Here is a 22460-nt window from a genome sequence, read left to right on the forward strand (position 1 = left end):
TCGCCACTTGACATAACGCGGATTTGAGATAACTAAGTTGAAAATTATGGGCAAGCAACGTGTTCTTTCTGGAGTTCAACCAACGGGCAATTACCATCTAGGTAACTATTTGGGAGCGATTCGCAACTGGGTAGAAGGTCAGAGCGAATACGAAAATTACCTTTTTGTGGCTGATTTGCACGCGATTACAGTACCACACGAGCCAACGCAATTGGCAGCTGATACCTACACCCTTGCTGCTCTGTATCTCGCTTGTGGTCTTGATTTAAATCACTCCACCATCTTTGTGCAATCCCACGTTTCGGCCCACAGCGAACTCACTTGGTTGCTCAACTGCATTACACCTCTAAACTGGCTGCAAGACATGATCCAGTTCAAGGAAAAGGCACTCAAGCAGGGAGAAAATGTCAGTGCAGGCTTGTTAGATTACCCTGTGCTGATGGCAGCTGATATTTTACTTTACCAAGCGGATAAAGTGCCAGTGGGTGAAGACCAAAAGCAACACTTGGAATTGACACGGGATATTGCAGCTCGGTTAAATCACCAATTTGGTAAACCAGATCAGCCAGTTCTAAAGTTACCAGACCCTTTGATTCGCAAGGAAGGGGCAAGGGTAATGAGTTTGGCGGACGGTACACGCAAAATGTCAAAGTCTGATCCTTCTGAGTTAAGCCGGATTAATTTGCTAGATCCACCAGAACAGATTCAATATAAGATTAAGCGTTGCAAAACCGATCCCATTCGTGGGCTGACTTTCGACGATCCAGCGCGTCCAGAGTGTAATAACTTATTAACGCTGTATACATTGCTTTCTGGTAAAACCAAGGAAGATGTAGCAGTTGAGTGTCAGGATATGGGTTGGGGACAATTTAAGCCATTACTGACGGACACAATAATTGAGTCCCTGAAACCAATTCAAGAAAAATATCAGTCGATAACGGCGGATAAAAACTATTTGGAATCTGTGTTGCGGGATGGAGGGCAAAAAGCTAGAGCGATCGCAAATCAAACTTTATCACAAGTAAAAACTGCTTTAGGCTACTCTCTTCCTCTATAAGTTTTCCCTTTTCGGTGTGATTTGCTATACCATTTAATAAATGGAAATTCTTAATTTTATGCATCACACCCATAGCCCTACAGCCTTCCAGAAAGCTGTACAAGCAGGTGAATTTTTAGTTACCGCCGAGGTAGCACCGCCGAAAGGGGGAGATCCAGCGCAGATGATTCAAATGGCGGCGACTCTTAAGGGGAGGGTTCATGCTGTCAATGTTACTGATGGTAGCCGCGCAGTATTACGGATGTCTTCGTTAATGGCCTCGGTGATTTTGTTACAAAACGGTATAGAACCGATTTGTCAAGTTGCTTGCCGCGATCGCAACCGCATTGGTTTACAAGCTGATTTAATGGGCGCTCATGCCTTGGGTATCCGTAACATTTTAGCTTTGACTGGCGACCCAGTAAAAGCAGGCGATCATCCAGATGCTAAAGCAGTATTTGACTTGGAAGCGGTGCGACTGCTGCAACTGATTCGGAAGATGAATCAAGGTGTTGATTGCAACGAGAAACCTTTGACTGATGGAGCGTTAAATTTATTTGTTGGTGCAGCAGTAGATCCACAATGTAATAGTTGGTCGGGTTTGCAAAGTCGATTTGAACGCAAAATAGAAGCAGGAGCGCAGTTTTTTCAAAGTCAGTTAATTACCGATTTTGAGCGGCTAGAAAAGTTTATGGATACTATTGCTGCTGGCTATAAAAAACCGATTTTGGCAGGGATTTTTCTGTTGAAATCGGCAAAGAATGCCCAATTTATTAATAAATGTGTTCCGGGTGTAAATATTCCCCAACATATTATTGATAGATTGGCAAAAGCCAAAGATCCTTTTGAGGAAGGGATGAAAATTGCTGCCGAGCAAGTGCAAATAGCACGGCAATTGTGTCAGGGTGTTCACATGATGGCGGTGAAGCGAGAAGATGCGATCACGCCAATTTTAGATTTGGCTGGGGTTGCTCCAGTTAACCAATTGGTATCGAAGTAAACGAAATGATGGATTTTTTTATTAAAGCAGATGGGAGCAACCATCTGCTTTTTTTAACGTTGAATTTCCCCTTAGACGGTCAGGAAGGGGGTTATGTTAATCGTTAGCTTTTCCTACATGATCTCAATTATCAGAATCAGACGCGGATACACTATTGCGGAGGTGGCTTTAATTTTTTGACTAATAGCTTAAATTATTTGCTTTCTCAACTGCTTCCTTTAACTCTTCAAAGGTAATACTACCGTCTTCGTCTAAATCATACTGTGCTAGTAACTCCCGGGGACTAGTGGTCTTTGTTTCTGCTGCGATGACTGCACTTAAGCCAGGACTTAAAAAAAGCTCATTAATGGAGACTTTGCCATCTTGATCGCGATCTAATTGATTAAAAAGAACTTGAAGCTCTTGCTCGGTTGTCATAAGTTTCTATCTAAATTAATCTTTCAATTTAATATCTCAAAATCTTGACAAAGACGCAAGGACAGTTAACACAAGTTTAGCTTATAGTGGGCGCTGCTTGCGTCTAATGTAATCAGCAAGTGCGTAGGCGTAGTCTACGCACTTCAAAACTTGGGTTACATTTTACCGTGTTGTAACACTTGTTGTAGATGTTGACGAATCTCTTGTGCGTGTTCAATATCAGATTGGCGCAATTTTTGGAACAACTCTACACAAGGCTGAGAACCTACTTGTTCTGCATCTTTGATGTAAGTATCGTAAGCTTTAACGGCTTCAGCCTTGTTGTGCAAAACGGTGATAAAATCATATTCCAAGTCGCTAATGGCTTGTTGAGACTGTCCGTTACCTGTATTTGTAACCATTGCTTGAACCTCTTTTAAGATTTCTAATTAACGTTATACTCACCCTTAAAAAGCGATTCATCTTCCAAAAAGAGTATATTTCAATACGTCGTAAGTACCTTGCAAAAATAATTTTATGATCCAGTTTCACACAAAGGAGTGAGGAAAATACTTTTTCCCCATTCCCTAGTACAGACGTGAATAATCGCGTTTCTCCCACTCCCCATTTTCATAACAATTTATCCAAGCGGTTGATTTTCTTCACATTGACGTGAATACTGAAATTCCAACTCGTTTTGCCGTTCCATACCTCCTTTATAGACAATCGGACAAAGCTTAGTGTTAGCACTCATGCAATCCATGTGCGGCGTTTTAGCACACACCACAAGTAGTCCACCCAGAACAAACAACAAACCACAAATTGCAAGCGTATTAATCCAAGAAATTTCCAGCGCTCCGTGAACTACTATCTCACGCAATAGAGATACAATTGTTACCTCCACTGCCACTCCTACTGAGATACTATGTTCTTGCAAATAGACCATTAATAGTCGGAATAACTCGACTAAAATCAACACAAATAGTATTTTTGCAGTCACATGTTTATAATCCAGTTGCTGCATAATGGCGATAAATAACCCCCACAATTGGATCAGCATGACGGCAAACAATCCCAAACACAAGACAATCACTATTAGGTCTTGAAAGGCTTCCATGTTGCGAACAATTGAGTGCCGATCAAGCCAGCGATCGCTAAATAAAAATCGACTTTTCTGGCGCTTTTGCATGTACATTTTTCCAATCGGGACTAGTTCAGACAACACCAGCGAGTCAACCCAATAGTTTTATCTTATGCAATATTAAGCTTTTGCGCCTCAGCGAGGTTTGTAATTTAAATTTTGTGCTTGTTGCAACAATTGCTGGGCATTTTTCGCCCACTGAGGATTTTTCTGAGCATTATATAAATCTCTAGCAAATTGCAATACTTGTACTGCATCTCCATATTGCTGTAACTGCATAAAAACTAACCCTGCACCATAATAAGCGTTGGGATAGTTAGAGTTAGCTTCAGCTGATTTTCTAAAAGCCTCTAATGCCTCTTGTGATTTGCGTTGCTCAAACCATATTGAACCGAGATTGTAGTAGGCTTCTGGATACTTCGGATTAATTTTTACTGCCTGATTAAAAGCATTTCTGGCTTGTTCGAGTTTCCCTTGTTGGAGATAACACATCCCAATATGATAAGGAGGCTCTGGTGCATTTTTGCTATATTCTATGGCTTTTCTAAAAGATGCGATCGCTTGTTCGCAATTTCGTTGCTGTTCTCGTACCAACCCCAAGTTATAGTGAGCAAATCCTAGCTTGGGATCGAGTTCTAAGGAGCGTTGCAAATAATCGTTAGCTAACTTTAAATTATTCCCTTCTAATAACGCTCCGCCTAAATTAGCAAAAGCTGGAGCAAATTTAGGATCGGCTTGCGTGGCTCGATAAAATGCATCCGCAGAGGGTTGTAATTGTCCGGTTTGTCGGAGTGCTAGCCCCAGATTATAGTGTGCTGGTGCTAAGGTCGGATCTAATTTAGCTGCTTGTTTAAAGGCGGCGATCGCATCTTCTACCTTTCTGGTCTGAATTGCTTGTAAGCCTTGGTTTAACCAGTCAATAGCAGTTTTACCATTAGATTGTGCCAGCTTTGAGGGGACAGAAGCAGATAGAGAAATAAAAGGGGAGGTAATACTAACAAGCAGCATCAAACTTACTAACCCTGCTATGCGATATTTAAAGAATGATTTTCCCATTGATTTTCTGACTTGCAATACCTTCAGTTAAATTTACTTTATAAAAAGTTTTTTACAAAAATTTTTATTTGGCCATAAAAGTCCGTTTTTGTTAATTTTTATTAAGCTAAATTTTACGACAGGCTACAATTTTTTTAAATTTAGATTAAAAGGAGCATAATAACAAATTAAAGAAGGGGTAATTTTGACTCCAGAGAAGCATTTTTTATCCCTGATATATACAGAATCATGCGGTTAGGAAAGACTTACCGCAAGGGAGGTTTTATGAACGAAAAAGTAAAATCGGGTTCGCGGAATGTTGCAATTGTCGGTCCTTATTTAAGTGGAAAAACTACTTTACTAGAAAGCCTGTTATTTGTCACAGGGGCAATTTCTCGTAAAGGGAGTGTTAAGGACAGCAATACAGTGGGAGATAGTGCTGCCGAGTCGCGCGATCGCCAGATGAGTGTAGAAGTCAGCGCCGCTAGCACTGAGTATAACGGTATTTACTTTACTTTTATTGATTGTCCGGGAAGTATAGAATTTGCCCAAGAAACATACAATGCTTTAATGGGAGTGGATGCGGCAATTGTAGTTTGCGAACCCATCCGCGAACGAGTCCTTACCCTCGCCCCTCTATTTAAATTTCTCGACGATTGGGAAATTCCCCACCTCGTCTTCGTCAACAAAATGGATCGGGCAAATATTCACGTTTTGGAAACGTTACACGCCCTGAAAGCAGTATCTAGCCGTCCCCTGGTAGCGCATCAATATCCGATCATGAACGGGGAACAACTCACCGGCTTTATTGATATGGTCAGTGAACAGGCATATCAATATCATCCAGGCGCACCTGCTGACCCCATTCCCTTCCCCGAAAGTTTAAAAGAAGAAGAACATACAGCACGGGCAGAAATGCTTGAAGCCTTAGCAAATTTTGACGACCATTTACTCGAAGAACTTTTAGAAGACATTGAGCCACCCCAAGAGGAAATTCTCAAAGATTTAAAAATGGAATTAGGGGCAGATTTAGTAGTGCCCGTTTTCTTTGGTGTGGCAGAACAAGATTATGGTGTTAGACCTCTATTAGAAGCCTTGTTACGGGAAGCCCCTGAGCCAGAAACCACAGCAGAACGTCGTTTAAAAAACATAAAAGGTGATACACCTCTAGCACAGGTATTAAAAACTTACTACACTCCCCAAGGTGGCAAACTTTCCCTCGTGCGTGTTTGGCGAGGTAAATTAACTGATGGCATTGTTCTCAATGGCATTCGCACTGGTGGAATTTACCGCCTCATGGGACAACAACAGCAGTTGGTTAACCAAGTTAGTGCTGGTGAAATTGTCGCATTGAGCCGTTTAGAAGGAATCAAGACAGGCGATACAATCTCTATAGAACAGCAGTCGGCAATCAAACTACCCAAAGCTGTAGAGTTGGAACCAGTGTATGCTCTGGCCATTACACCAGAAAAGCGCAACGATGAAGTTAAACTCAGTGGTGCTATCACCAAGTTATTAGAAGAAGACTGTTCACTTGCTTGGGAACAACACGGCGATACTCATGAAGTAATCCTGTGGGGTCAAGGCGAGATTCATTTGCAAGTTACTTTAGACAGACTGCGCCGCAAATATAACTTGCCAATGACAACCCACTTACCGCAAGTGCCGTACAAAGAAACCATTCGTAAAACAGTGGCTTCAGTTCATGGGCGTTACAAGCACCAAAGCGGTGGTCACGGACAGTTTGGTGATGTTTTTCTCGACATCAAGCCTTTACCACGCGGTACAGGTTTTAACTTTAATGAAACTATTGTTGGCGGCGTGGTTCCTAAACAGTACATTCCTGGGGTAGAAATGGGCGTGCGGGAATTTCTCACACATGGACCTTTGGGCTTCCCAATAGTGGATTTAGCAGTAACTTTGACTAATGGTTCGTATCATAACGTTGATAGTTCCGAACAAGCCTTTAAGCAAGCTGCCCGATTGGCAATGCAAACAGGAATACCCAAAGCGGAACCTACTCTGTTAGAACCAATTCTGCGGGTGGAAGTTACCACACCTAGCGAATTTACCTCGAAAGTGCTGCAACTATTGAGTGGTAGACGGGGACAAATTTTAGGCTATGAGGGCAGAAACGATTGGCAAGGCTGGGATAATATCTCTGCATACTTGCCACAAGCAGAGATGCAAAACTTTATTGTAGAACTGCGATCGCTCACCTTGGGCGTTGGTTCCTTCCACTGGGAATATGACCATCTCCAGGAAGTGCCGGAAAAGCTTGCTGAACGCGTCATTCACAGCAATGGCAATGGTGCTAACGGCAACGGCAAGTAATACCAATTTGAAAAAATAATGCGATAAATAGACCATTTGTAGAGACGCGATGAATCGCGTCTTTACCCAAGGATGTGTTGCAATCATTAATTGAATTGGTATAATTTTTGATTTTGAATTAATTGTAGAGTAGCGTAGACTTTGCCCCCCGCAGGCATCGCTTCAAGGCTAAGATTCCTGACTTATGAGAAAAGTCGGGAATCTTTTGGTAGAAGGGTTAGTTGATAGGTTTTCTCTACAAAATCTGTATAAACCCTTGAAGGTTTTAATAAATTTTGTACTAAAGCTGGATTTTTACTAAATAGGTTAAGTTCTTGAATTTGACGTGTAACTTCTGTGAAACTCTTATCCCATACTCTTGAGGCAAGTACGATTTACTTTAATTGACGAGACGACTGAAAAATATCTAGACTAGGCTGAAGCAGTTTTTGCCAACTATAAATTTGTTTATTTAAATCTGTATATAAATTATCTTGTATTAACTTATCTTGTGGCATCAGTCTTGATTTACCAGATAAATTTTGTAATAATTCAGAGTGGGCAAACAGTCTTGATTTACCAGATAAATTTTCTAATAATTCAGAGTAGGGCAATAGCTTTGACCTGCCAGTAAATCTCTGATCTATCCCGCTAATTTGCTCAGAAATTTTTGAGAAAGCAGATGTGGTTGATGTTACTTCTAAAACTCAACTTGATGCTTACGAAGCATTAAGAGTTCCTGAACTGTGGCGATATGAAAATGGCAAGCTACAAATTAATATTCTTCAGGATGGCAAATACATTGAGTCTGAAATTAGTTCTACTTTTTTTAACTTGCCCATTGTTGAAGTGATTCCCCAGTTTGTCGAACAGAGCCGAACTTTAGGTAGAAGTTCAACACTTAGAGCATTTCGTCAATGGGTAAGAAAGCAAAACACCCCAACTTAATGTAATTCTTGCTCCATTCGTGCTAAATCTTCTACTCAATGGTCGAGTTGTCCCATTCCCACCTTGCTGCTGGCTGAATGATACAGTATGAGCGTTGCTAAAAACTGATGACTATGAGCGGCGAGATTGTTGAAAAACTAAAGGAAGCTAGTAGTAGCTTATTAATGATGAGCGAATCAGATTATCCTTTCGAGGTTGTTCGGTGGGAAGGTGCTGCACCTGCAACACAGGAGAAAATATTACAGCTAACAGGTTCTCAAGACTTGCCAGTAGAAGTAGTAGACTTAGACTATCTCTTTCGTAATTGTGCATTTGAGCAAGAGTGGCACAATGAATTCCAGAAAAAAGATGTTCAAAAGTTTCAAACACTTGTCCAAACACTTAAAGATAATCTTAGTGACATCAGCGTTTATCGTGTTGGACGAATAAATATTGACGCTTATATCATAGGACAAACTAAAGATGGTGACTTAGCTGGAATAGTAACCAAACTAGTTGAAACCTAGTAAACAGTTTGGAAATTTATCTAAATAAAAGCCTAGCCGCACAGATGGCTATGCTTTCTCATTTTTGAAATTATCCCAACTTATAAATCGTCAACTTGCCCTTCTATTACATACTGAATAGATGTTGAGACTTGTGAGAGAAAATTGTATCCAGTTAGGGATTCTAATGAGTCAACGCTAACCCGATAGTTTCTCCAATCCGCTGTTCGCACCCCTTGCATGTTGGGAATATTGACAGCAATGACTCTTGTGCTGGTTGTCACACCAGCAAGACCTGAATCTGGAATATCCAGTACAACAATAATTTTCCAAGTTGTATTAGGAACATGAACCCGTCCATTAGCTATTGTATAGAACCTTCCGTTTGACCCAGTACCGCCCATCCCATATCCACCAGATATGATGTAGAGTTCTTTACCCTGTCCTACTAAAGTTCTGGCATATTCCTCTAAGTTTGCCCAAATCCCCTGATTGTTATCTGGGGCTTGAGCAATCATGTTGCTCATCAAAAAGGTGGCAGAATTATTGGTAACACTATTAGTTCTGTCACCACTAGGTGTCATGTGACCACGATCAAACCCACTTCCGCTAAAATCGGTAGATTGAACTTGATAGCAGCCAAGAGGAAGTGTTGTATCAGCTCGAAAATTATCTTGCCTTGGTGTGCTACCTAACCAACTACTATTTAACTGCCAAGACACCCAATTTGCTCTACCTATTGAGCAGTTGTAACCAATTACATACTGTGGTTTTACCAGCAAGTAGTTATTTCGGCTGAAAGTTCCAGCATTGCTAGGGTTGCCAAGGGTTAGGTGAACACTTACCGATGACTGGGCTGGTACGATCTTGGCCAACCCAATTATCAATAAAACTCCTACCACAAATGGCAGCAGAAACTTGAACATCTTGATTTTTTTCACGTTTTTGTACTTTTGATTGCACAAACAGTGTCCGAGTTCTTTACTTCAATATCAAGTATTCAGTGATACAAAAATCTTTATTTTTGTAATGATAAATATGTGGTGACACATAGTCGTAAATTTTTGTTCAGCAATAGTTAACAATCAACAAATTACTACTTTACCACTACCTTGGTGAGGAGCGATGTCTACGATGGTCACTGAGCGGCTGGTGAGCATCTCGGCTTCGCTCGATGGAGCCGGAGTCGAATCATGCCGTTCGCGCAGCGTCTCGTAGAGAAGTGCGGGCTACGCCTACGCTCAAAATTTTACATCCCTACACCAAGATTTATACATCTAATCAACAAACCAATCTTTTTTATTAGAGAAAATTTAATTATCCAAAAAATGAGGGCTATTCACACAGCAGCACATAGAAACTTTAATGCCAGCAGTTAATAGACCTCTTGCAAAAGTCAAAAAATCAGGAATGTCATTTTGAGCAGAACGCAGCGAAGAGAAAAATTTCACCAGATGTTTCGCTCCGCTCAAGATGACAATTTAAGCATTTATGCAAGATGAAGGTAAGTATACTTATTGCCTTAATCTCTAATTTTCTAGTTGCAGTGGCAGCTATTTAATTACCTTAAAATTCTCATTTGTGAGATATTTTTCTTCATCAGCTATCTGACTATTGTAATCGATATCAATTTTGGTTGGATAGCCGAATCCAGCGCTGTACTGCACATTCAGGCTGAAGGCTTTACGGTTGATAGCATCTTGAATCACATCAAACAGCTTAGGAATTGTGTTGTAACTTTGAAAGTATTGTGGATTAACTGGTTTACCTGTAGCTACAGAAGTGATGGAAGTTGTTTGACCATTACGTACTTGAATTTTTACTGGTCCCCTTGCATCGGCTATACAAAAGCAACTATTGCTCAATGTATATTCATAGTTGGAAATATTTTGTCGATTCCAAAAATTGCGATTAAATTCTAATCGCTTTTGTGCTCGTCTTAAATTCGAGTTATTACTCGCTGGCGATTGTGCTATCTCTATGGGAGATTTAGACATTACTGGTAGGTTCAGTCCGAAAGATAGCAATAATCCGGCACTGATAATCATAGGTAAACGCATATCAATCCCTTGAAATTCAAAAGTATTATATATGTATTATATATTTTAATTTATCTACTTGTTTAAATACAATTTATCTTTTTATTAAAATTCATCAGTGGGTAGCCAAGGGCAAATAGCAAATTTATGACTGTACGGAACTGGTGGGGGAGTGTAAGTGTATAGCTAAATCAGATCCGAGGCAATCGCATACATGCAAGAATATTTTTTCTATGTCGTAGAATTTTTACTGGAAAAAACAAATATTTATTTAAAGTATGAATTATCCACAAACTTGGTATATTGTCAAGCATTCTGTTGGTAATTGCAAAATTGTCCCCAGCGACAAAGTTAGCGACGATAATCTAGAGATTGTAGAACAGTGGGGGCCTTTTAGTTCGCAAGAAGAAGCGATCGCTCGCCGTGTCGGACTTATTAGGGCTGGAAAGTGCCAACCAGTTTAAGTAGAGACGCGATTAATCGCCTCTGTACAGGGGTTAGGAGTTCACAATGATGGTTTTTATTCCTAACTCCTCACTATTGACTCCTAACTTTATTCCTAACTCTTCATTTTTCTGCTGTGGCTGCGCCCTTAGCAGCAATTTTTTTACCTATTACTTCTACTGCTTTAGCGAATTGGGGGTCTGCTAAAGTAGCGAGTTTGTCACGTTCATGAAGCCACAATTCTTCCATCTGGGCTTTACTCAAATCCACCTTCACATCTGGACTAATACCTTTATGATTAATATCTGTACCGTTGGGGGTATAGTAATGAGCAATTGTTACCGCCAATCCTGAGCCATCTTCCAAAGGACGTACTGATTGCACTAGTCCCTTACCAAAGGTTTGAGTACCAACCAAAGTAGCACGCTTGTTGTCTTGCAAAGCCCCTGAGAGGATTTCACTTGCACTGGCTGAACCTTTATCTACCAGCACTACCAACGGTTTATTCGTCAAGGCGCGTCCGTTTGCCTCTTCTTTTTCAGCCTCGCCTTGGCGTTCAACGGTAGAGACAATCTTACCTTTATCTATCCACATCCGGGCAATGTCTACACTAGAGAAGAGTAAGCCACCGGGATTACCACGCAGATCCAGAATATATCCAGCTACCTTTTTGCTTTCTAAATCCTTGATAGCGGTTTGCATTTCTTTACCAGCATTGGCGCTAAACTGGTTCAGGCGAATGTAGCCAAGATTACCTGCTGGAGTTTTCTTTTGGGAATATTTAACTGGATGAATTTCAATGCGTGCCCGTTTAATATCAAACTCTTTTGTCTTACCGTCGCGGTCAATCGTTAAGCTGACTTGCGTTCCTGCTTCACCTCGAATCAGGGATACAGCCTGATTAGTATCCATCCCCTTGGTGCTTTTGCCGTTGATTTTGAGGATGACATCTTTCGCCAAAATACCAGCTTTGAAAGCTGGTGTATCTTCGATTGGCGCAATTACAACCAATTGCTTAGTTTTTTCATCCTGACTGATCGTGATCCCAATACCTATTAGTTCTCCAGAGGTATCTACTTGCATATTCTTGAATTCTGCTGGGTCCATAAACCGGGTATATGGGTCTTCTAGCTTTTTGAGCATTTCCCGAATGGACTTATACGCTTCCTGGGGATTACTGTAGGACTTGCTTAAGTATTCCTTACGAACAGCCTGCCAATCTACTTGATTAAAAGTACCGTCTACATATTGGCGTTGAACAATTTGCCAAACTTCATCTACTAATTCTTTGGGACTTGCTTTAAATAAAGCCTGACCTTGGGAATGAATGCCACAGCTAGTAAAAGCGATCGTGGAGAGTGTCACTGCCGTAGCACCCAAAACAGGTATACTTTTTGTAATCACCATAATGACAGCTGCGTTAGAGGAAAAATATATAATCAGTATGCTCAATCTAACACAGGCTACCACTGTACAGACCGAGTATGTATCCTTAATTTAAACAAAATACTTGACAATCCGACAAAATTGATGGTTTATACAATATTTTTGGGAGTAGGGAGTGGGGAATGGGCAAAGGAGGCAGGAGGCAGAAGTTCTTTAATTTTGAATTTTGAATCGATTTCTCTCTCTATTGCCTACTCCCTACTCCCCTAACCTTTTATGGTTCTACCCAGCGTTCATCTCCCTTAATCAGGTTAATTAATTCCTCTACACCTTTATCTTCTGGCACTTTTTTAATTTCCTCTCTGCCACGATACAAAGAAATGTAACCAGGTGTTTTGCCAACATAACCATAGTCGGCATCCGCCATTTCTCCGGGCCCATTGACAATACAACCCATAACCGCTATATCAAGGCCAGTTAAGTGTTTGGTGGCTTCCCTAACTTTGTGCAGCACTTCCTCCAGGTTAAACAAAGTGCGTCCACAGGAAGGACAAGCGACGTATTCTACCATTGTTTTTCGCAATCCCAAAGCTTGGAGAATGCTATAACAGACGGGAATTTCTTTTTCTGGTGCTTCTGTAAGTGAGACGCGAATTGTATCACCAATGCCATCAGCAAGTAAGGTAGCAATACCAGCTGTGGATTTAATTCGCCCGTATTCGCCATCACCTGCTTCCGTAACGCCTAAATGTAGCGGATAATCCATACCTAGTTCATCCATGCGCTTGGCTATCAGGCGATAGGCGGCTAGCATCACTGGTACTCGTGAGGCTTTCATGGAAATTACCAAGTTGCGGAAATCAAAGGATTCACAGATGCGAATAAATTCTATGGCAGATTCTACCATGCCTTCTGGGGTGTCACCGTAGGTAAATAGCATCCTTTCAGCGAGGGAACCGTGATTTACCCCAATTCGCATCGATTTACCTTGGTCGCGCAAAGAAACCACTAGAGGTTCCAAGGTTTCGCGGATTTTATCGCCAATTTCGTCAAATTCAGCTTTAGTATACTCGGTTCGATTGACGTTGGGCTTTTCAAAGACATATAATCCCGGATTAATCCGCACTTTTTCTATGTGCTTGGAGACTTCCAGAGCTATTTTTAGCCCGTTGTGATGGACATCAGCCACAATGGGCACGTCTTGGTAAGTTTTTACTAATTTTTGTTTAATTTCTGCTAAAGCTTTAGCATGAGCCATACTTGGCACTGTGACGCGGACAATTTCGCAGCCTATTTCGTGCAGACGACGAATAGCAGCTACGGAACCATCAATATCAAGAGTGTCTTCGTTAATCATTGACTGCACTACAACAGGGTAGCCACCGCCAATGGTGACATTTCCCACCTTTACAGAGCGGGTTTTACGCCGCTTGATAGTTGTATCAAAGGTAGGTTGACTGGATGTAGTGTTTGAAGTAACTATTATGGGCAGAGTTTGCATAACCTGATTAGGTAAATTTGTTGTCGTTAAAATATCAGATTTGATAAATCTCTGTTTCCCAGATTGCCACAGGTGGTGGCTCTTTTGGTGATTCTATAGAAAAAAATGAACAATGAGACAGGCGAAGACATAAAGAGCAATTCAAAGGTTTTGCTCATTTATAAAGATATATTGCTGAAAAATTCTTTTAAGTAAGTAGCTTGAGTAGCGATCGCGCAGGTTTCACAGGAAAGCTTAACGAAGCGATCACCTATTACTAGGTTATAAATATTACTTGTGTTTCAGGAATTCTATGACCCAATCTGCAATACTTGTAATTCACTCAATTCCTAATAGTGCGGCTTTAATTACAACTGTACTCTGTAAGTATCCAATTCCTAAGCCTCATACGTGTAAGTAATGGAAATTAATACAAATAGTAAATAAATTATTGATCATCATCATCAAAAGTTAATTTGTCATTATCTAATATATAATCAACCTTTTCAGGCTCTTCAACCTCATGTAGTTGAATTTATAATTGTATAATACAAAAATACTATTGAATAAAGAAAATTCAAAGTGATCGCCCCTACTACCAGTTAAATTAGATTTATCGCTAATGGGAATTGAAATCATAGATGTTATTACACAATAAAAGCGGCTGTAATTATGAACACCCAAATAACACCTCAACTACTAATTCCCCCACACTTTAAGCCTGAAGAAGTGGGTAAAGTTTGGCGCGTACCTTACCAAGAACGTGCCACCGAAGCTGAAATCTGGGTGAAACAACACGATATCAAACCTGCATCTTTAGATAAAACCCGTATTTGCTTACTGTTAATTGATGTCCAAAACACCTTCTGCATCCCTGGATTTGAATTATTTGTAGGTGGAAAATCCGGTAATGCGGCGGTGGATGACAACGTCAGATTATGTGAGTTTATCTATCAAAACTTGGGAATAATTACGAAAATTGTACCAACTCTAGATACTCACACAGCAACGCAAATTTTCCATCCAATCTTTTGGGTGAACGCTGCGGGAGAACATCCCACTCCAGCAGCGACTAGCATTACACCTGCAGATATTAAGCAAGGTATCTGGAAAGTCAACCCAGCAGTTGCTAACACTGTTACTAATGGAGATTATGAATTATTAGAAAAACACACTTACCATTACCTTAAAAAACTCAGTCAAGACGGGAAATATCCTCTCACTGTTTGGCCTTATCATTCTATGTTGGGTGGTATTGGTCATGCTTTAGTTTCATCAGTGGAAGAAGCAATATTTTTCCACGGCATGGTGCGTCAGAGTCAGACGCAATTTGAAATTAAAGGTGAAAATCCCTTAACAGAAAACTATTCTATCTTACGTCCAGAAGTATTGGAAGATTTTGAACAACGTCCACTTGCTCAAAAGAACACGCGCTTGATTAAACAACTTTTAGAATATGATGCAGTAATTATTGGTGGTCAAGCTAAAAGTCACTGTGTCGCTTGGACAATTGACGATTTATTAACAGAAATTAAACAGGTAGATGCTACCCTTGCTCAAAAAATCTATCTCTTAGAAGATTGCACTTCCCCCGTTGTTGTCCCCGATGTTGTGGACTACACAGAACAGGCAGATGCAGCATTTGCAAGGTTTGCAGAGGCAGGAATGCACATTGTAAAATCTAGCGAATTTGGGAATTGGGCATAGGGCATGGGGCATGGGACAATTCAATTTTGGATTTTGGATTAAGGATTTTGGATTAAATTTCAATCTAAAATCCAAAATCTAAAAAATCTAAAATTCTCTACTCCCTATTTCTTCATTTCTTCAAATAACCCTTGGGATCTTGTGCTACCCAACCTAGAGATGAGCTAGAACGCACTTCAAAATGGAGGTGCGGTTGAGTGGATGTTGGTTTTCCACTAGTGCCTACGGTTCCTAGTAAGTCTCCTTTTTTTACTTGTTGACCGACAGAAACCTTGATACTGTCAAGCTGGGCGTAGCGGCTTTGGAGTCCGCCACTGTGGTTAATAATGACTAATTTGCCATAAGAACCTTGATCGCTGGCAAAGGCTACAGTTCCAGGCGCGATCGCTAGAACATCTGTACCAACTGGTGCTAATAAATCAATACCACTATGGAAGAAAACTTCACCTGTAGCAGGATTAATTTGCCAGCCGTAAGCTAATCCGACATTTGCTACTTTCCCTAAAGGATATCCAGATAAAGATGCACGGTTTGGTGTACCTGCATCAGTGGGTAAAGGGGACTTAGTTACAACACCATTGGGTGACCAATTTACCCCCGGAACAAACACAATTCTGGGGTCTTGTTGGCAGCCATTCAGCTCAAAAAGGCTATCAGCACGAACTTTGTATTTTGCTGCCACTTGTCGCCAAGTTTGACCACGAGGCACTTCAACGACAATCCCATTGTAGGGAGGAATCTGAAGTACACTACCAACGGCTGGAATCGCACCGCTCTGCAAAGCTGGATTCATGCCGATAATAGTTGTAGGTAGGAGATTGTAGCGCTGCGCTATGTTCTCCAAAGTTTCGCCACGAACAACTTTATGCCGTTGGAAGCGAGATAGGGCTGGAGTTGGGCAACCACTCACACCAGCCTTGGCGCTGTTGACGTTTGGCAGTATAGATACTAAGCTCAAGGCGCTAACTAAGCTACAGAGAAACAGTTGACGAAAGGGTAGAGTCATGTATACAGGTCAAGAGCGCATTAACTTTAAATTTTAGATGGGAAGAGTGGGGAGTGGGGAGACAAGGGTGAGAACTTGCACAAGTCTTTCCCACTTGTTCTTTATTCTCCTTGTCCTCTTCCCCATACCCAATCCCCAATTCCTCGTAAATTGATCTGTCCACTTGCCGTTAGCTTGACTACACTTAGAAGTTAGCAACTGCATTTCTGTCCTTAAGCAGAATGATTATGAAGTTATCCTTAAAGCAACTGGCGGTTTATATATTTTTACTGATGTTTGGCTGTGGTGCTGGTTTATTTGGCAGTCGCTATTTCCTGCTCAAAAATTCTTCGTTCCAACAGTTAAAAAATGTAACAATGGCTTCACCTCCAGAGTCTGTAGTGCCAAATTCTTCTAACGGAGCGATTGGGGCTACTGGGGGCGATAACGTGAATTTTATTGCAACAGCAGTGCAAAAAGTTGGCCCGGCTGTGGTGCGAATTAACGCCACTCGCAAAGTCGCCAATCCTATCTCTGACGCCTTAAAAAATCCCCTCTTACGGCGATTTTTTGGAGAAGATGAGCAACCAATTCCCCAAGAACGCATTGAGCGCGGTACAGGATCGGGATTTATTTTGAGCGAAGATGGAGAATTACTCACCAACGCTCATGTGGTAGCTGATACAGATACAGTACAAGTTACCCTCAAGGATGGTCGGAGTTTAGAGGGGAAGGTGGTAGGAGTTGATTCGGTAACAGATGTGGCGGTGGTGAAAATAAAAGCGGATCATTTACCAACTGTGAAATTAGGCAATTCGCAAAACTTAATACCAGGACAATGGGCGATCGCTATTGGCAATCCTCTTGGTTTAGATAATACTGTCACTATCGGCATCGTTAGTGCTACAGATCGCACCAGCACTCAAGTTGGTGTCCCAGATAAGCGAGTCAGCTTTATCCAAACTGATGCCGCAATTAACCCTGGTAATTCTGGTGGCCCCTTGTTAAATGCCCAAGGTGAAGTGATTGGTGTTAACACTGCCATCCGCGCTGATGCTCAAGGACTCGGTTTCGCCATACCCATTGAAACCGCCGCCCGCATCGCTAATGAACTTTTTACCAAAGGGCGTGTGGAACATCCCTTCTTGGGTATTGAAATGGCAGACCTTTCTCCCATCAGAAAACAACAGATTAATCAAGAAAAACAGATCAACATTCAGCAGGAAGCTGGGATTGTGATTAAAGAAGTCACAGAGGATTCCCCAGCCAAGCGTGGAGGACTGCTTCCTGGAGACGTGATTCAAAAAGTTAACGGTAAACCAGTCAAAACCTCAGCCCAAGTCCAGAAGCTCGTAGAGTCCAGCACAGTTGGGGATATCTTAGCGATCGAGGTCAACCGTAACGGTAAAATTCAAACCTTCAAAGTACAATCAGGAGCTTATCCTGAAAGGAAGTAGTAAAAATAATTCGTAATTGATAATGACGCTCTCTACGAGACGCTAAAAGCGAACGCGGACTAGCTACCGTTAGGTTAACGTAATTCGTAATTGCAAGACGCTGGCGGACTGGCTTAGTGCGTCGCTATCAGTGGAAGCTTTAACTTTCCACAATGTCTTGTTAACCACTGAATTAAAAATTCAGTGTAGGCTACTGTAACCTTTTTAATTACGAATTACGAATTACGAATTACGAATTAGTAATTATTTGGTCAATAGTTCCAGAATATTTGACTACTGACTATTGACCATTAGACAAATGCTCTAACTGCATTCTTTGTTCCATCTGGCGCAGAAAATACCCTGTCATCATAGCCGACGCTAAAAGCCCAGCTAAATTCTCCCGATCTGTTGTAATTTGCACGTTGAAATTTTCTGGCGGGAGCATGCCCACAAGCCCTTGGACATTTTGCGAGATGATTTGTTTAATTTCGGGGCTAGCGGACTGAGCAATCCTGGCTAAAACATCAGGAGACTGATGCTGTAGATATTTGAGTAACTGATTGGGGTATTGCTCAGAGTGGTCTGAAAGAAGTTGATTAGGGTGTTCCTCAGAGTTGTCATTTAAAAAGTCAGGATTAAACACCATTGGCAGTTTTATTTAGCTTAATTGCTAACTCTACTTTAAACCATAGTACAAGGGTAGCGCATTCACCACAGGTATAAGTCAAGAGGAGGCAGTAAGGAATAGGGAGTGGGGAATAATCAATAGTTCTTCCCCTACCTGCCTTGCTCCCTCATCCCCTTCATTTCCCCACTCCCTACTCCCCATGCCCCTAATCCACACTGGGCTTCGCCCCGCTTCGCTAACGTGGGGGCCCCGAGTTCCCCACTCCCTTCAGTTCTAGTTCTAGTTCTAGCTGTTCTTCCTTCTGGCTAGTGGAAAGTATTTGCGGGAGTTGTTCGATTTGGAAATATTGATGAAATTTTGGGGTTACTTGCAGTGAATAAGAGCGAGAATCGCTGTCTCGGCGCTTTCGGATGAAACCAAGTTCGACGAGTTCTGGAACATGCTGATATACTCCTGAACCGCGCAGGTTAATCAAGTCACTCTGGAGTATGGGACTATTAAGGGCGATCGCGGCTAAAGTTCGCAATGCACCTACACCCAATTCTACTGGGATCATAGTTTGCACTAAGTCATGAAAATCAGACCGTAGTTGCAAACTGTAACCATCTGAAGTTTCTACTACCTCTAAGGCGCTATCTCGGTGGGCATAGTTGTCCATTAGTTCAATTATGCCTTCTTTGACAGTGGCGCGATCGCACGCGGCATACTCGGCGATTTCGCCGAGCGACAAGGGTTTACCTTTTAAATACAGAATTGCTTCTATCTTCGTCGCTGTGGCTGTAATCATTTAGTTATTAGTCATTAGTCACTTGTACTGAGCTTGCCCTGAGCGTAGCCGTAAAGCCTGCGGCATAGCTACGCTTAGGGCGCAGCCTAAGAAGAGAAGGGCGTAGTCGAAGTATTAGTTATTAGTACATGACAACTAATAATCAACAAGTGTGTGGCATAATATCGTAAATTGTCAAAATATTGTTTTAAACTCTCAAATAGGGAATTGAGGATTGGTTATTTTTCGTGCCTCCCTTGTCCCCCTCATCTCCCCCAGTCCCTAATCCCCATTCCCCAGCGATGCACTGAGCGCAGTCGTTGTATCCTAATCCCCAATCCCTCTACTTGTGAGAATAAATTCTGCGATCGCTAAATCTTGTGGAGTTGTCACTTTTAAATTTGTCTCTTCTCCCTCGATAATTCGCACTTCAATACCACATTTTTCAAACAAAGCGGCATCGTCTGTTACTTCCCAACCTTGACGAACACCTTCAGCGTGGCACTGTTTCAACAACTTGACATCAAATCCTTGGGGAGTTTGTGCCGCCCATAATTGCCGTCTGTCGGGTGTTTTTTGAATTATGCCTTGTTCATCGACAACTTTGATAGTGTCTTTAACGGGTACACCAGCAATTAAACCGGGACAGTGGCGAATGGCCTCGGCGCAAGAGTTAAATAAATCCGGTGTGGCAAGGCATCTAGCCCCATCATGAATTAAAACTTGTTCTGCGGCTACTGGTAGCGCCTGCAAGCCATTGTAAACAGATTCTTGGCGGGTGGAACCACCTGTAATCAATTCCACTGGTTTAGTCAGCTTCAGATCGGCGAGAATTGCGTTGAAGTCTGGCCAATCGGTAGGCTGAGAAATAATTCCGATCCAACTGATCGTACTGGCGGCTTCTGCGGCTAATAGAGTCCAAGCAATAATTGGTTGCGATCGCACCAGGAGCAAGAGTTTATTGCGGTTACTCCCCATTCTTTTTCCGATTCCTGCAGCTGGAATTAGTAAATACACAGAATTCCTCAATCTTTAAGCTATATATTTTCCCCTAAAATAGGGAGCGAGTAAGCGTCAATAAATATTATGCGAGTAGTAGCCCTTGTACCTGGCGGAATTGGCGACCAAGTTCTCTTGTTTCCGACTCTAGATGACCTAAAGCGCCATTACCCTAACGCTCAGATAGATGTCGTTGTTGAACCCCGGTCAAAGGCTGCCTACCGAGTGAGCAAGTCAGTTCACGAGGTGCTGTACTTTGATTTTAATGACCGTAACAGTCTGGCAGATTGGGGTAACTTAGTGGGGACAATTCGCGATCGCGAATACGATGTTGCTATTGCTGTTAAGCAAAATTGGTTGGTGGGTCTTATACTCTGGTTGACGGGAATTCCTATACGTATTGGCTACAAAGGCAAAGGATCGGGTTTTCTTACCCATACTGTGCCATTCAAACCATCCCAGTATGCGGCAGCAGTTTACCACGATTTGCTGCAACCATTGGAAATAAATAGTCCTGTGCCAGAGTTAGCCGTAAATGTGCCAAAACCAGATATTGACTGGGCAGAAAAGGAACAAAAACGCTTAGGGGTTCATGAAACAGGCTATATCTTGATTCATGGCGGTTCTGGGCAGTTATCTCAGGCTAAAGAACTGGATAAAATCTACCCTGTCCAGAAGTGGCAGCAAATTATTCAAAACTTCCAAGATAAGCAACCGGATCTGCCTGTGGTAGTCATTAAGGAAGTTGACGATGAGCAGTTTGTGCGATCGCTTCTGGGGTCTTCTCCAAATATTAAGGTGACTGCCCCAGATGATATTGGTAAGTTAGCTGCCATAATCGCCGGAGCAAATCTGATGTTGTCTACTGATAATGCAGCACTACAACTGAGTGTTGCAGTCCAAACCTATACCATCGCCCTATTTGGGCCTACTGACCCAGCTAAGTTGTTGCCAAAAAATGATAAATTCCTGGCTATTGAATCCCCCACAGGAAAAACGGCAGATGTTTCACCAAACGCAGTTTTGGAGAAAATTTGGGGTGGCTAAATCAGCAGTTCGTCTCAATTTGTGCAATCAGTTTATTGGATATCCAATATAGTTATGCGTTTGTTGAATGACCGCAAAACCTAGACGTGACAGCTATATTTTGCGGTTATTCAGTATTCTTTTTGAATACTAAATACAGAAGTCCTCCTGAATTCTGACTCCTGACTCCTGAATTCTTTCTTACTAAAATATCTCAAAAAAAGCATCCTCTAATTCATAACCTAACATTTGGGCCATAGACTTCAACCGCGAGAGGCTGGGAATATTTTGTTGTTTGAGCCAATCTCCTAAAATAAAGATTTTGTGCATCAAAAATATTTCTAAGGCTTCAGGATTGTACTGAATGCCTTCTTTAGAACTGAACTGGTGTGGTACAAGCATGGCGCTATAACGAGCAAATTCTCCAGCTTTCCAATCTAGTAAAAATGGTAACCACGGGTATTTGGCATCTAAGCGTACAAACCATAGCCGCACCTCTGGAATTTCTGAGAATTCCCGTGGATCGCCAGGTTCAAGTTCATAATTGATATCAAAGCGTAGCTGCTGTTCATGGGATGCGACCCCATTTTGCAGCAGTTGTTCAATCACCGTTGACGCAGGCGACAGATCCAGATTGTTAATGAAGTCATTATTGAGTGCGATCGCAATTGTCTTTGATTCAGCAGCCACTTTTTTGATGCTCAACTGTAGGATCGACAATCTACAGTAGCAGCTTTCAGGGATTGACGCTAGATTGACCTTTATAAATAAATTAGTATTTACTAATACTTTTTTGCTTATACCAATTCTGTATGAAGATGTGCCTATAGTGTAAGAAATAAAGAATGAACCGCCCTTGGGGTGACGCTTCTTTGTAGCTCATAGCGTTGCCATGCCGTACCACTTTGTGGAAGCAAGCGGGAGCAAAGCGTCTCCAAGAGTTGGCTTACGCTGCGCTAACACCAGTCGCTTACGGTGGGAAACCCGTCTACAGCGCTGGTTCACCAAGAGCGCCAAGTACACCAAGAAGTAATAAATTAAGAGACTTGGCGCATTTTTACAAACAAATGGTATTAATAATTGGTCAATCTATACAAGGTTTATACACAAGTCTGAGCTTCTCTAATTTATTTGATACTTTTGCTTAGTTTTCGCTAGTTATTACAAATATACGTTTCGTTGCTAGCTTTAATATGAGCAGATGGTG

At 41.7% G+C, this 22460-nt stretch carries 24 protein-coding genes; 10 read left to right on the forward strand and 14 right to left on the reverse strand.

The features are described 5' to 3' along the window. Positions 1-46: 46 nt before the first annotated feature. Both trpS and V7L20_RS12285 read left to right on the forward strand, forming a co-directional pair. The gene (gene trpS / locus V7L20_RS12280; RefSeq protein WP_334744341.1) at positions 47-1057 is read left to right on the forward strand and encodes a tryptophan--tRNA ligase; all 1011 of its coding nucleotides are present in this window, start codon (positions 47-49) and stop codon (positions 1055-1057) included. A gap of 58 nt (positions 1058-1115) precedes the next feature. Beyond that, positions 1116-2036 carry a methylenetetrahydrofolate reductase gene (locus V7L20_RS12285; RefSeq protein WP_334744342.1) on the forward strand — a complete coding sequence of 307 codons (921 nt, stop codon included), beginning with the start codon at positions 1116-1118 and terminating at the stop codon, positions 2034-2036. 180 nt (positions 2037-2216) lie between these two features. Here V7L20_RS12285 and V7L20_RS12290 read toward each other — a convergent pair whose 3' ends face one another. The 4 genes from V7L20_RS12290 to V7L20_RS12305 all read right to left on the reverse strand — a co-directional run bounded on the left by V7L20_RS12290 (position 2217) and on the right by V7L20_RS12305 (position 4629). Next, entirely contained in the window at positions 2217-2453 is a 237-nt protein-coding gene (locus V7L20_RS12290; protein WP_334744343.1) for an EF-hand domain-containing protein, read from the reverse strand. 155 nt (positions 2454-2608) lie between these two features. After that, positions 2609-2854 (reverse strand): hypothetical protein, encoded by a 246-nt coding sequence (locus tag V7L20_RS12295; RefSeq protein WP_334744344.1) that lies wholly within the window; start codon positions 2852-2854, stop codon positions 2609-2611. A gap of 218 nt (positions 2855-3072) precedes the next feature. Beyond that, the gene (locus tag V7L20_RS12300; protein ID WP_334744345.1) at positions 3073-3627 is read right to left on the reverse strand and encodes a phosphate-starvation-inducible PsiE family protein; all 555 of its coding nucleotides are present in this window, start codon (positions 3625-3627) and stop codon (positions 3073-3075) included. 81 nt (positions 3628-3708) lie between these two features. Further along, positions 3709-4629 (reverse strand): tetratricopeptide repeat protein, encoded by a 921-nt coding sequence (locus V7L20_RS12305; protein ID WP_334744346.1) that lies wholly within the window; start codon positions 4627-4629, stop codon positions 3709-3711. Positions 4630-4893: 264 nt separating this feature from the next. Between V7L20_RS12305 and V7L20_RS12310 the strand changes: the two genes are divergently transcribed. After that, entirely contained in the window at positions 4894-6942 is a 2049-nt protein-coding gene (locus V7L20_RS12310) for an elongation factor G (protein WP_334744347.1), read from the forward strand. Between the two features lie 374 nt (positions 6943-7316). On the opposite strand, the gene V7L20_RS12315 is transcribed toward V7L20_RS12310, so the two are convergent. Then, positions 7317-7535: a hypothetical protein gene (locus V7L20_RS12315; protein WP_334744348.1), complete on the reverse strand. Its 219-nt coding sequence runs from the start codon at positions 7533-7535 to the stop codon at positions 7317-7319. Between the two features lie 70 nt (positions 7536-7605). On the opposite strand from V7L20_RS12315, the gene V7L20_RS12320 reads away from it, so the two are divergent. Together V7L20_RS12320 and V7L20_RS12325 are read left to right on the forward strand one after the other, a co-directional pair. Then, a complete protein-coding gene (locus V7L20_RS12320) occupies positions 7606-7869 on the forward strand; it encodes a hypothetical protein (RefSeq protein WP_334744349.1) in 264 nt (87 codons plus the stop codon). A 113-nt stretch (positions 7870-7982) separates the two neighbouring features. Beyond that, positions 7983-8375 (forward strand): nuclease A inhibitor family protein, encoded by a 393-nt coding sequence (locus V7L20_RS12325; RefSeq protein ID WP_334744350.1) that lies wholly within the window; start codon positions 7983-7985, stop codon positions 8373-8375. Between the two features lie 80 nt (positions 8376-8455). Here the strand turns inward: V7L20_RS12325 and V7L20_RS12330 are convergent, their stop codons facing one another. Further along, positions 8456-9295 (reverse strand): DNA/RNA non-specific endonuclease, encoded by an 840-nt coding sequence (locus V7L20_RS12330; protein WP_442943532.1) that lies wholly within the window; start codon positions 9293-9295, stop codon positions 8456-8458. Positions 9296-9907: 612 nt separating this feature from the next. Beyond that, the gene (locus V7L20_RS12335; RefSeq protein ID WP_334744352.1) at positions 9908-10414 is read right to left on the reverse strand and encodes a DUF6174 domain-containing protein; all 507 of its coding nucleotides are present in this window, start codon (positions 10412-10414) and stop codon (positions 9908-9910) included. A 257-nt stretch (positions 10415-10671) separates the two neighbouring features. On the opposite strand from V7L20_RS12335, the gene V7L20_RS12340 reads away from it, so the two are divergent. Then, a complete protein-coding gene (locus V7L20_RS12340) occupies positions 10672-10857 on the forward strand; it encodes a DDE transposase family protein (protein WP_334744353.1) in 186 nt (61 codons plus the stop codon). Between the two features lie 103 nt (positions 10858-10960). Here the strand turns inward: V7L20_RS12340 and ctpC are convergent, their stop codons facing one another. Together ctpC and ispG are read right to left on the reverse strand one after the other, a co-directional pair. After that, the gene (gene ctpC, locus V7L20_RS12345) at positions 10961-12244 is read right to left on the reverse strand and encodes a carboxyl-terminal processing protease CtpC (RefSeq protein ID WP_334744354.1); all 1284 of its coding nucleotides are present in this window, start codon (positions 12242-12244) and stop codon (positions 10961-10963) included. Between the two features lie 253 nt (positions 12245-12497). Beyond that, positions 12498-13724 carry a (E)-4-hydroxy-3-methylbut-2-enyl-diphosphate synthase gene (gene ispG, locus V7L20_RS12350; RefSeq protein ID WP_334744355.1) on the reverse strand — a complete coding sequence of 409 codons (1227 nt, stop codon included), beginning with the start codon at positions 13722-13724 and terminating at the stop codon, positions 12498-12500. A gap of 651 nt (positions 13725-14375) precedes the next feature. Between ispG and V7L20_RS12355 the strand changes: the two genes are divergently transcribed. Next, positions 14376-15410, forward strand: coding sequence for an isochorismatase (locus tag V7L20_RS12355; RefSeq protein ID WP_334744356.1), 1035 nt, complete (start codon positions 14376-14378; stop codon positions 15408-15410). 112 nt (positions 15411-15522) lie between these two features. Here V7L20_RS12355 and V7L20_RS12360 read toward each other — a convergent pair whose 3' ends face one another. Further along, positions 15523-16416: a M23 family metallopeptidase gene (locus tag V7L20_RS12360; RefSeq protein ID WP_334744357.1), complete on the reverse strand. Its 894-nt coding sequence runs from the start codon at positions 16414-16416 to the stop codon at positions 15523-15525. Positions 16417-16643: 227 nt separating this feature from the next. Between V7L20_RS12360 and V7L20_RS12365 the strand changes: the two genes are divergently transcribed. Beyond that, entirely contained in the window at positions 16644-17852 is a 1209-nt protein-coding gene (locus V7L20_RS12365) for an HhoA/HhoB/HtrA family serine endopeptidase (RefSeq protein ID WP_334744358.1), read from the forward strand. 280 nt (positions 17853-18132) lie between these two features. Here V7L20_RS12365 and V7L20_RS12370 read toward each other — a convergent pair whose 3' ends face one another. From V7L20_RS12370 to ispD, 3 genes are all read right to left on the reverse strand, one after another. Then, positions 18133-18480: a DUF760 domain-containing protein gene (locus V7L20_RS12370; protein WP_118162998.1), complete on the reverse strand. Its 348-nt coding sequence runs from the start codon at positions 18478-18480 to the stop codon at positions 18133-18135. A 217-nt stretch (positions 18481-18697) separates the two neighbouring features. After that, complete coding sequence (gene scpB, locus V7L20_RS12375; protein ID WP_334744359.1) at positions 18698-19249, reverse strand: SMC-Scp complex subunit ScpB; 552 nt, start codon at positions 19247-19249, stop codon at positions 18698-18700. Positions 19250-19555: 306 nt separating this feature from the next. Continuing rightward, positions 19556-20245 (reverse strand): 2-C-methyl-D-erythritol 4-phosphate cytidylyltransferase, encoded by a 690-nt coding sequence (gene ispD, locus V7L20_RS12380; protein WP_334744360.1) that lies wholly within the window; start codon positions 20243-20245, stop codon positions 19556-19558. 69 nt (positions 20246-20314) lie between these two features. Between ispD and V7L20_RS12385 the strand changes: the two genes are divergently transcribed. Then, complete coding sequence (locus V7L20_RS12385; RefSeq protein ID WP_334744361.1) at positions 20315-21274, forward strand: glycosyltransferase family 9 protein; 960 nt, start codon at positions 20315-20317, stop codon at positions 21272-21274. Between the two features lie 183 nt (positions 21275-21457). On the opposite strand, the gene V7L20_RS12390 is transcribed toward V7L20_RS12385, so the two are convergent. Next, entirely contained in the window at positions 21458-21943 is a 486-nt protein-coding gene (locus tag V7L20_RS12390; RefSeq protein WP_334744362.1) for a CRR6 family NdhI maturation factor, read from the reverse strand. A 197-nt stretch (positions 21944-22140) separates the two neighbouring features. Here V7L20_RS12390 and V7L20_RS12395 point away from each other — a divergent pair, with 197 nt between their 5' ends. Beyond that, positions 22141-22401 carry a hypothetical protein gene (locus V7L20_RS12395; RefSeq protein WP_334744363.1) on the forward strand — a complete coding sequence of 87 codons (261 nt, stop codon included), beginning with the start codon at positions 22141-22143 and terminating at the stop codon, positions 22399-22401. Positions 22402-22460 lie beyond the last annotated feature (59 nt).

This window comes from Nostoc sp., assembly GCF_036916735.1.
Taxonomy (GTDB): domain Bacteria; phylum Cyanobacteriota; class Cyanobacteriia; order Cyanobacteriales; family Nostocaceae; genus Nostoc.

Bases quoted from the DNA above. Each gene is read 5' to 3' on its own strand.
- V7L20_RS12335 (WP_334744352.1), bottom strand. From the start codon at position 10,414: ATGCGTTTACCTATGATTATCAGTGCCGGATTATTGCTATCTTTCGGA.
- V7L20_RS12310 (WP_334744347.1), top strand. From the start codon at position 4,894: ATGAACGAAAAAGTAAAATCGGGTTCGCGGAATGTTGCAATTGTCGGT.
- ispG (WP_334744355.1), bottom strand. From the start codon at position 13,724: ATGCAAACTCTGCCCATAATAGTTACTTCAAACACTACATCCAGTCAA.
- scpB (WP_334744359.1), bottom strand. From the start codon at position 19,249: ATGATTACAGCCACAGCGACGAAGATAGAAGCAATTCTGTATTTAAAA.
- V7L20_RS12340 (WP_334744353.1), top strand. From the start codon at position 10,672: ATGAATTATCCACAAACTTGGTATATTGTCAAGCATTCTGTTGGTAAT.
- V7L20_RS12290 (WP_334744343.1), bottom strand. From the start codon at position 2,453: ATGACAACCGAGCAAGAGCTTCAAGTTCTTTTTAATCAATTAGATCGC.
- V7L20_RS12355 (WP_334744356.1), top strand. From the start codon at position 14,376: ATGAACACCCAAATAACACCTCAACTACTAATTCCCCCACACTTTAAG.
- V7L20_RS12285 (WP_334744342.1), top strand. From the start codon at position 1,116: ATGCATCACACCCATAGCCCTACAGCCTTCCAGAAAGCTGTACAAGCA.
- V7L20_RS12365 (WP_334744358.1), top strand. From the start codon at position 16,644: ATGAAGTTATCCTTAAAGCAACTGGCGGTTTATATATTTTTACTGATG.
- V7L20_RS12325 (WP_334744350.1), top strand. From the start codon at position 7,983: ATGAGCGGCGAGATTGTTGAAAAACTAAAGGAAGCTAGTAGTAGCTTA.
- V7L20_RS12300 (WP_334744345.1), bottom strand. From the start codon at position 3,627: ATGTACATGCAAAAGCGCCAGAAAAGTCGATTTTTATTTAGCGATCGC.
- V7L20_RS12370 (WP_118162998.1), bottom strand. From the start codon at position 18,480: ATGGTGTTTAATCCTGACTTTTTAAATGACAACTCTGAGGAACACCCT.
- ctpC (WP_334744354.1), bottom strand. From the start codon at position 12,244: ATGGTGATTACAAAAAGTATACCTGTTTTGGGTGCTACGGCAGTGACA.
- V7L20_RS12385 (WP_334744361.1), top strand. From the start codon at position 20,315: ATGCGAGTAGTAGCCCTTGTACCTGGCGGAATTGGCGACCAAGTTCTC.
- V7L20_RS12305 (WP_334744346.1), bottom strand. From the start codon at position 4,629: ATGGGAAAATCATTCTTTAAATATCGCATAGCAGGGTTAGTAAGTTTG.
- V7L20_RS12360 (WP_334744357.1), bottom strand. From the start codon at position 16,416: ATGACTCTACCCTTTCGTCAACTGTTTCTCTGTAGCTTAGTTAGCGCC.
- V7L20_RS12295 (WP_334744344.1), bottom strand. From the start codon at position 2,854: ATGGTTACAAATACAGGTAACGGACAGTCTCAACAAGCCATTAGCGAC.
- trpS (WP_334744341.1), top strand. From the start codon at position 47: ATGGGCAAGCAACGTGTTCTTTCTGGAGTTCAACCAACGGGCAATTAC.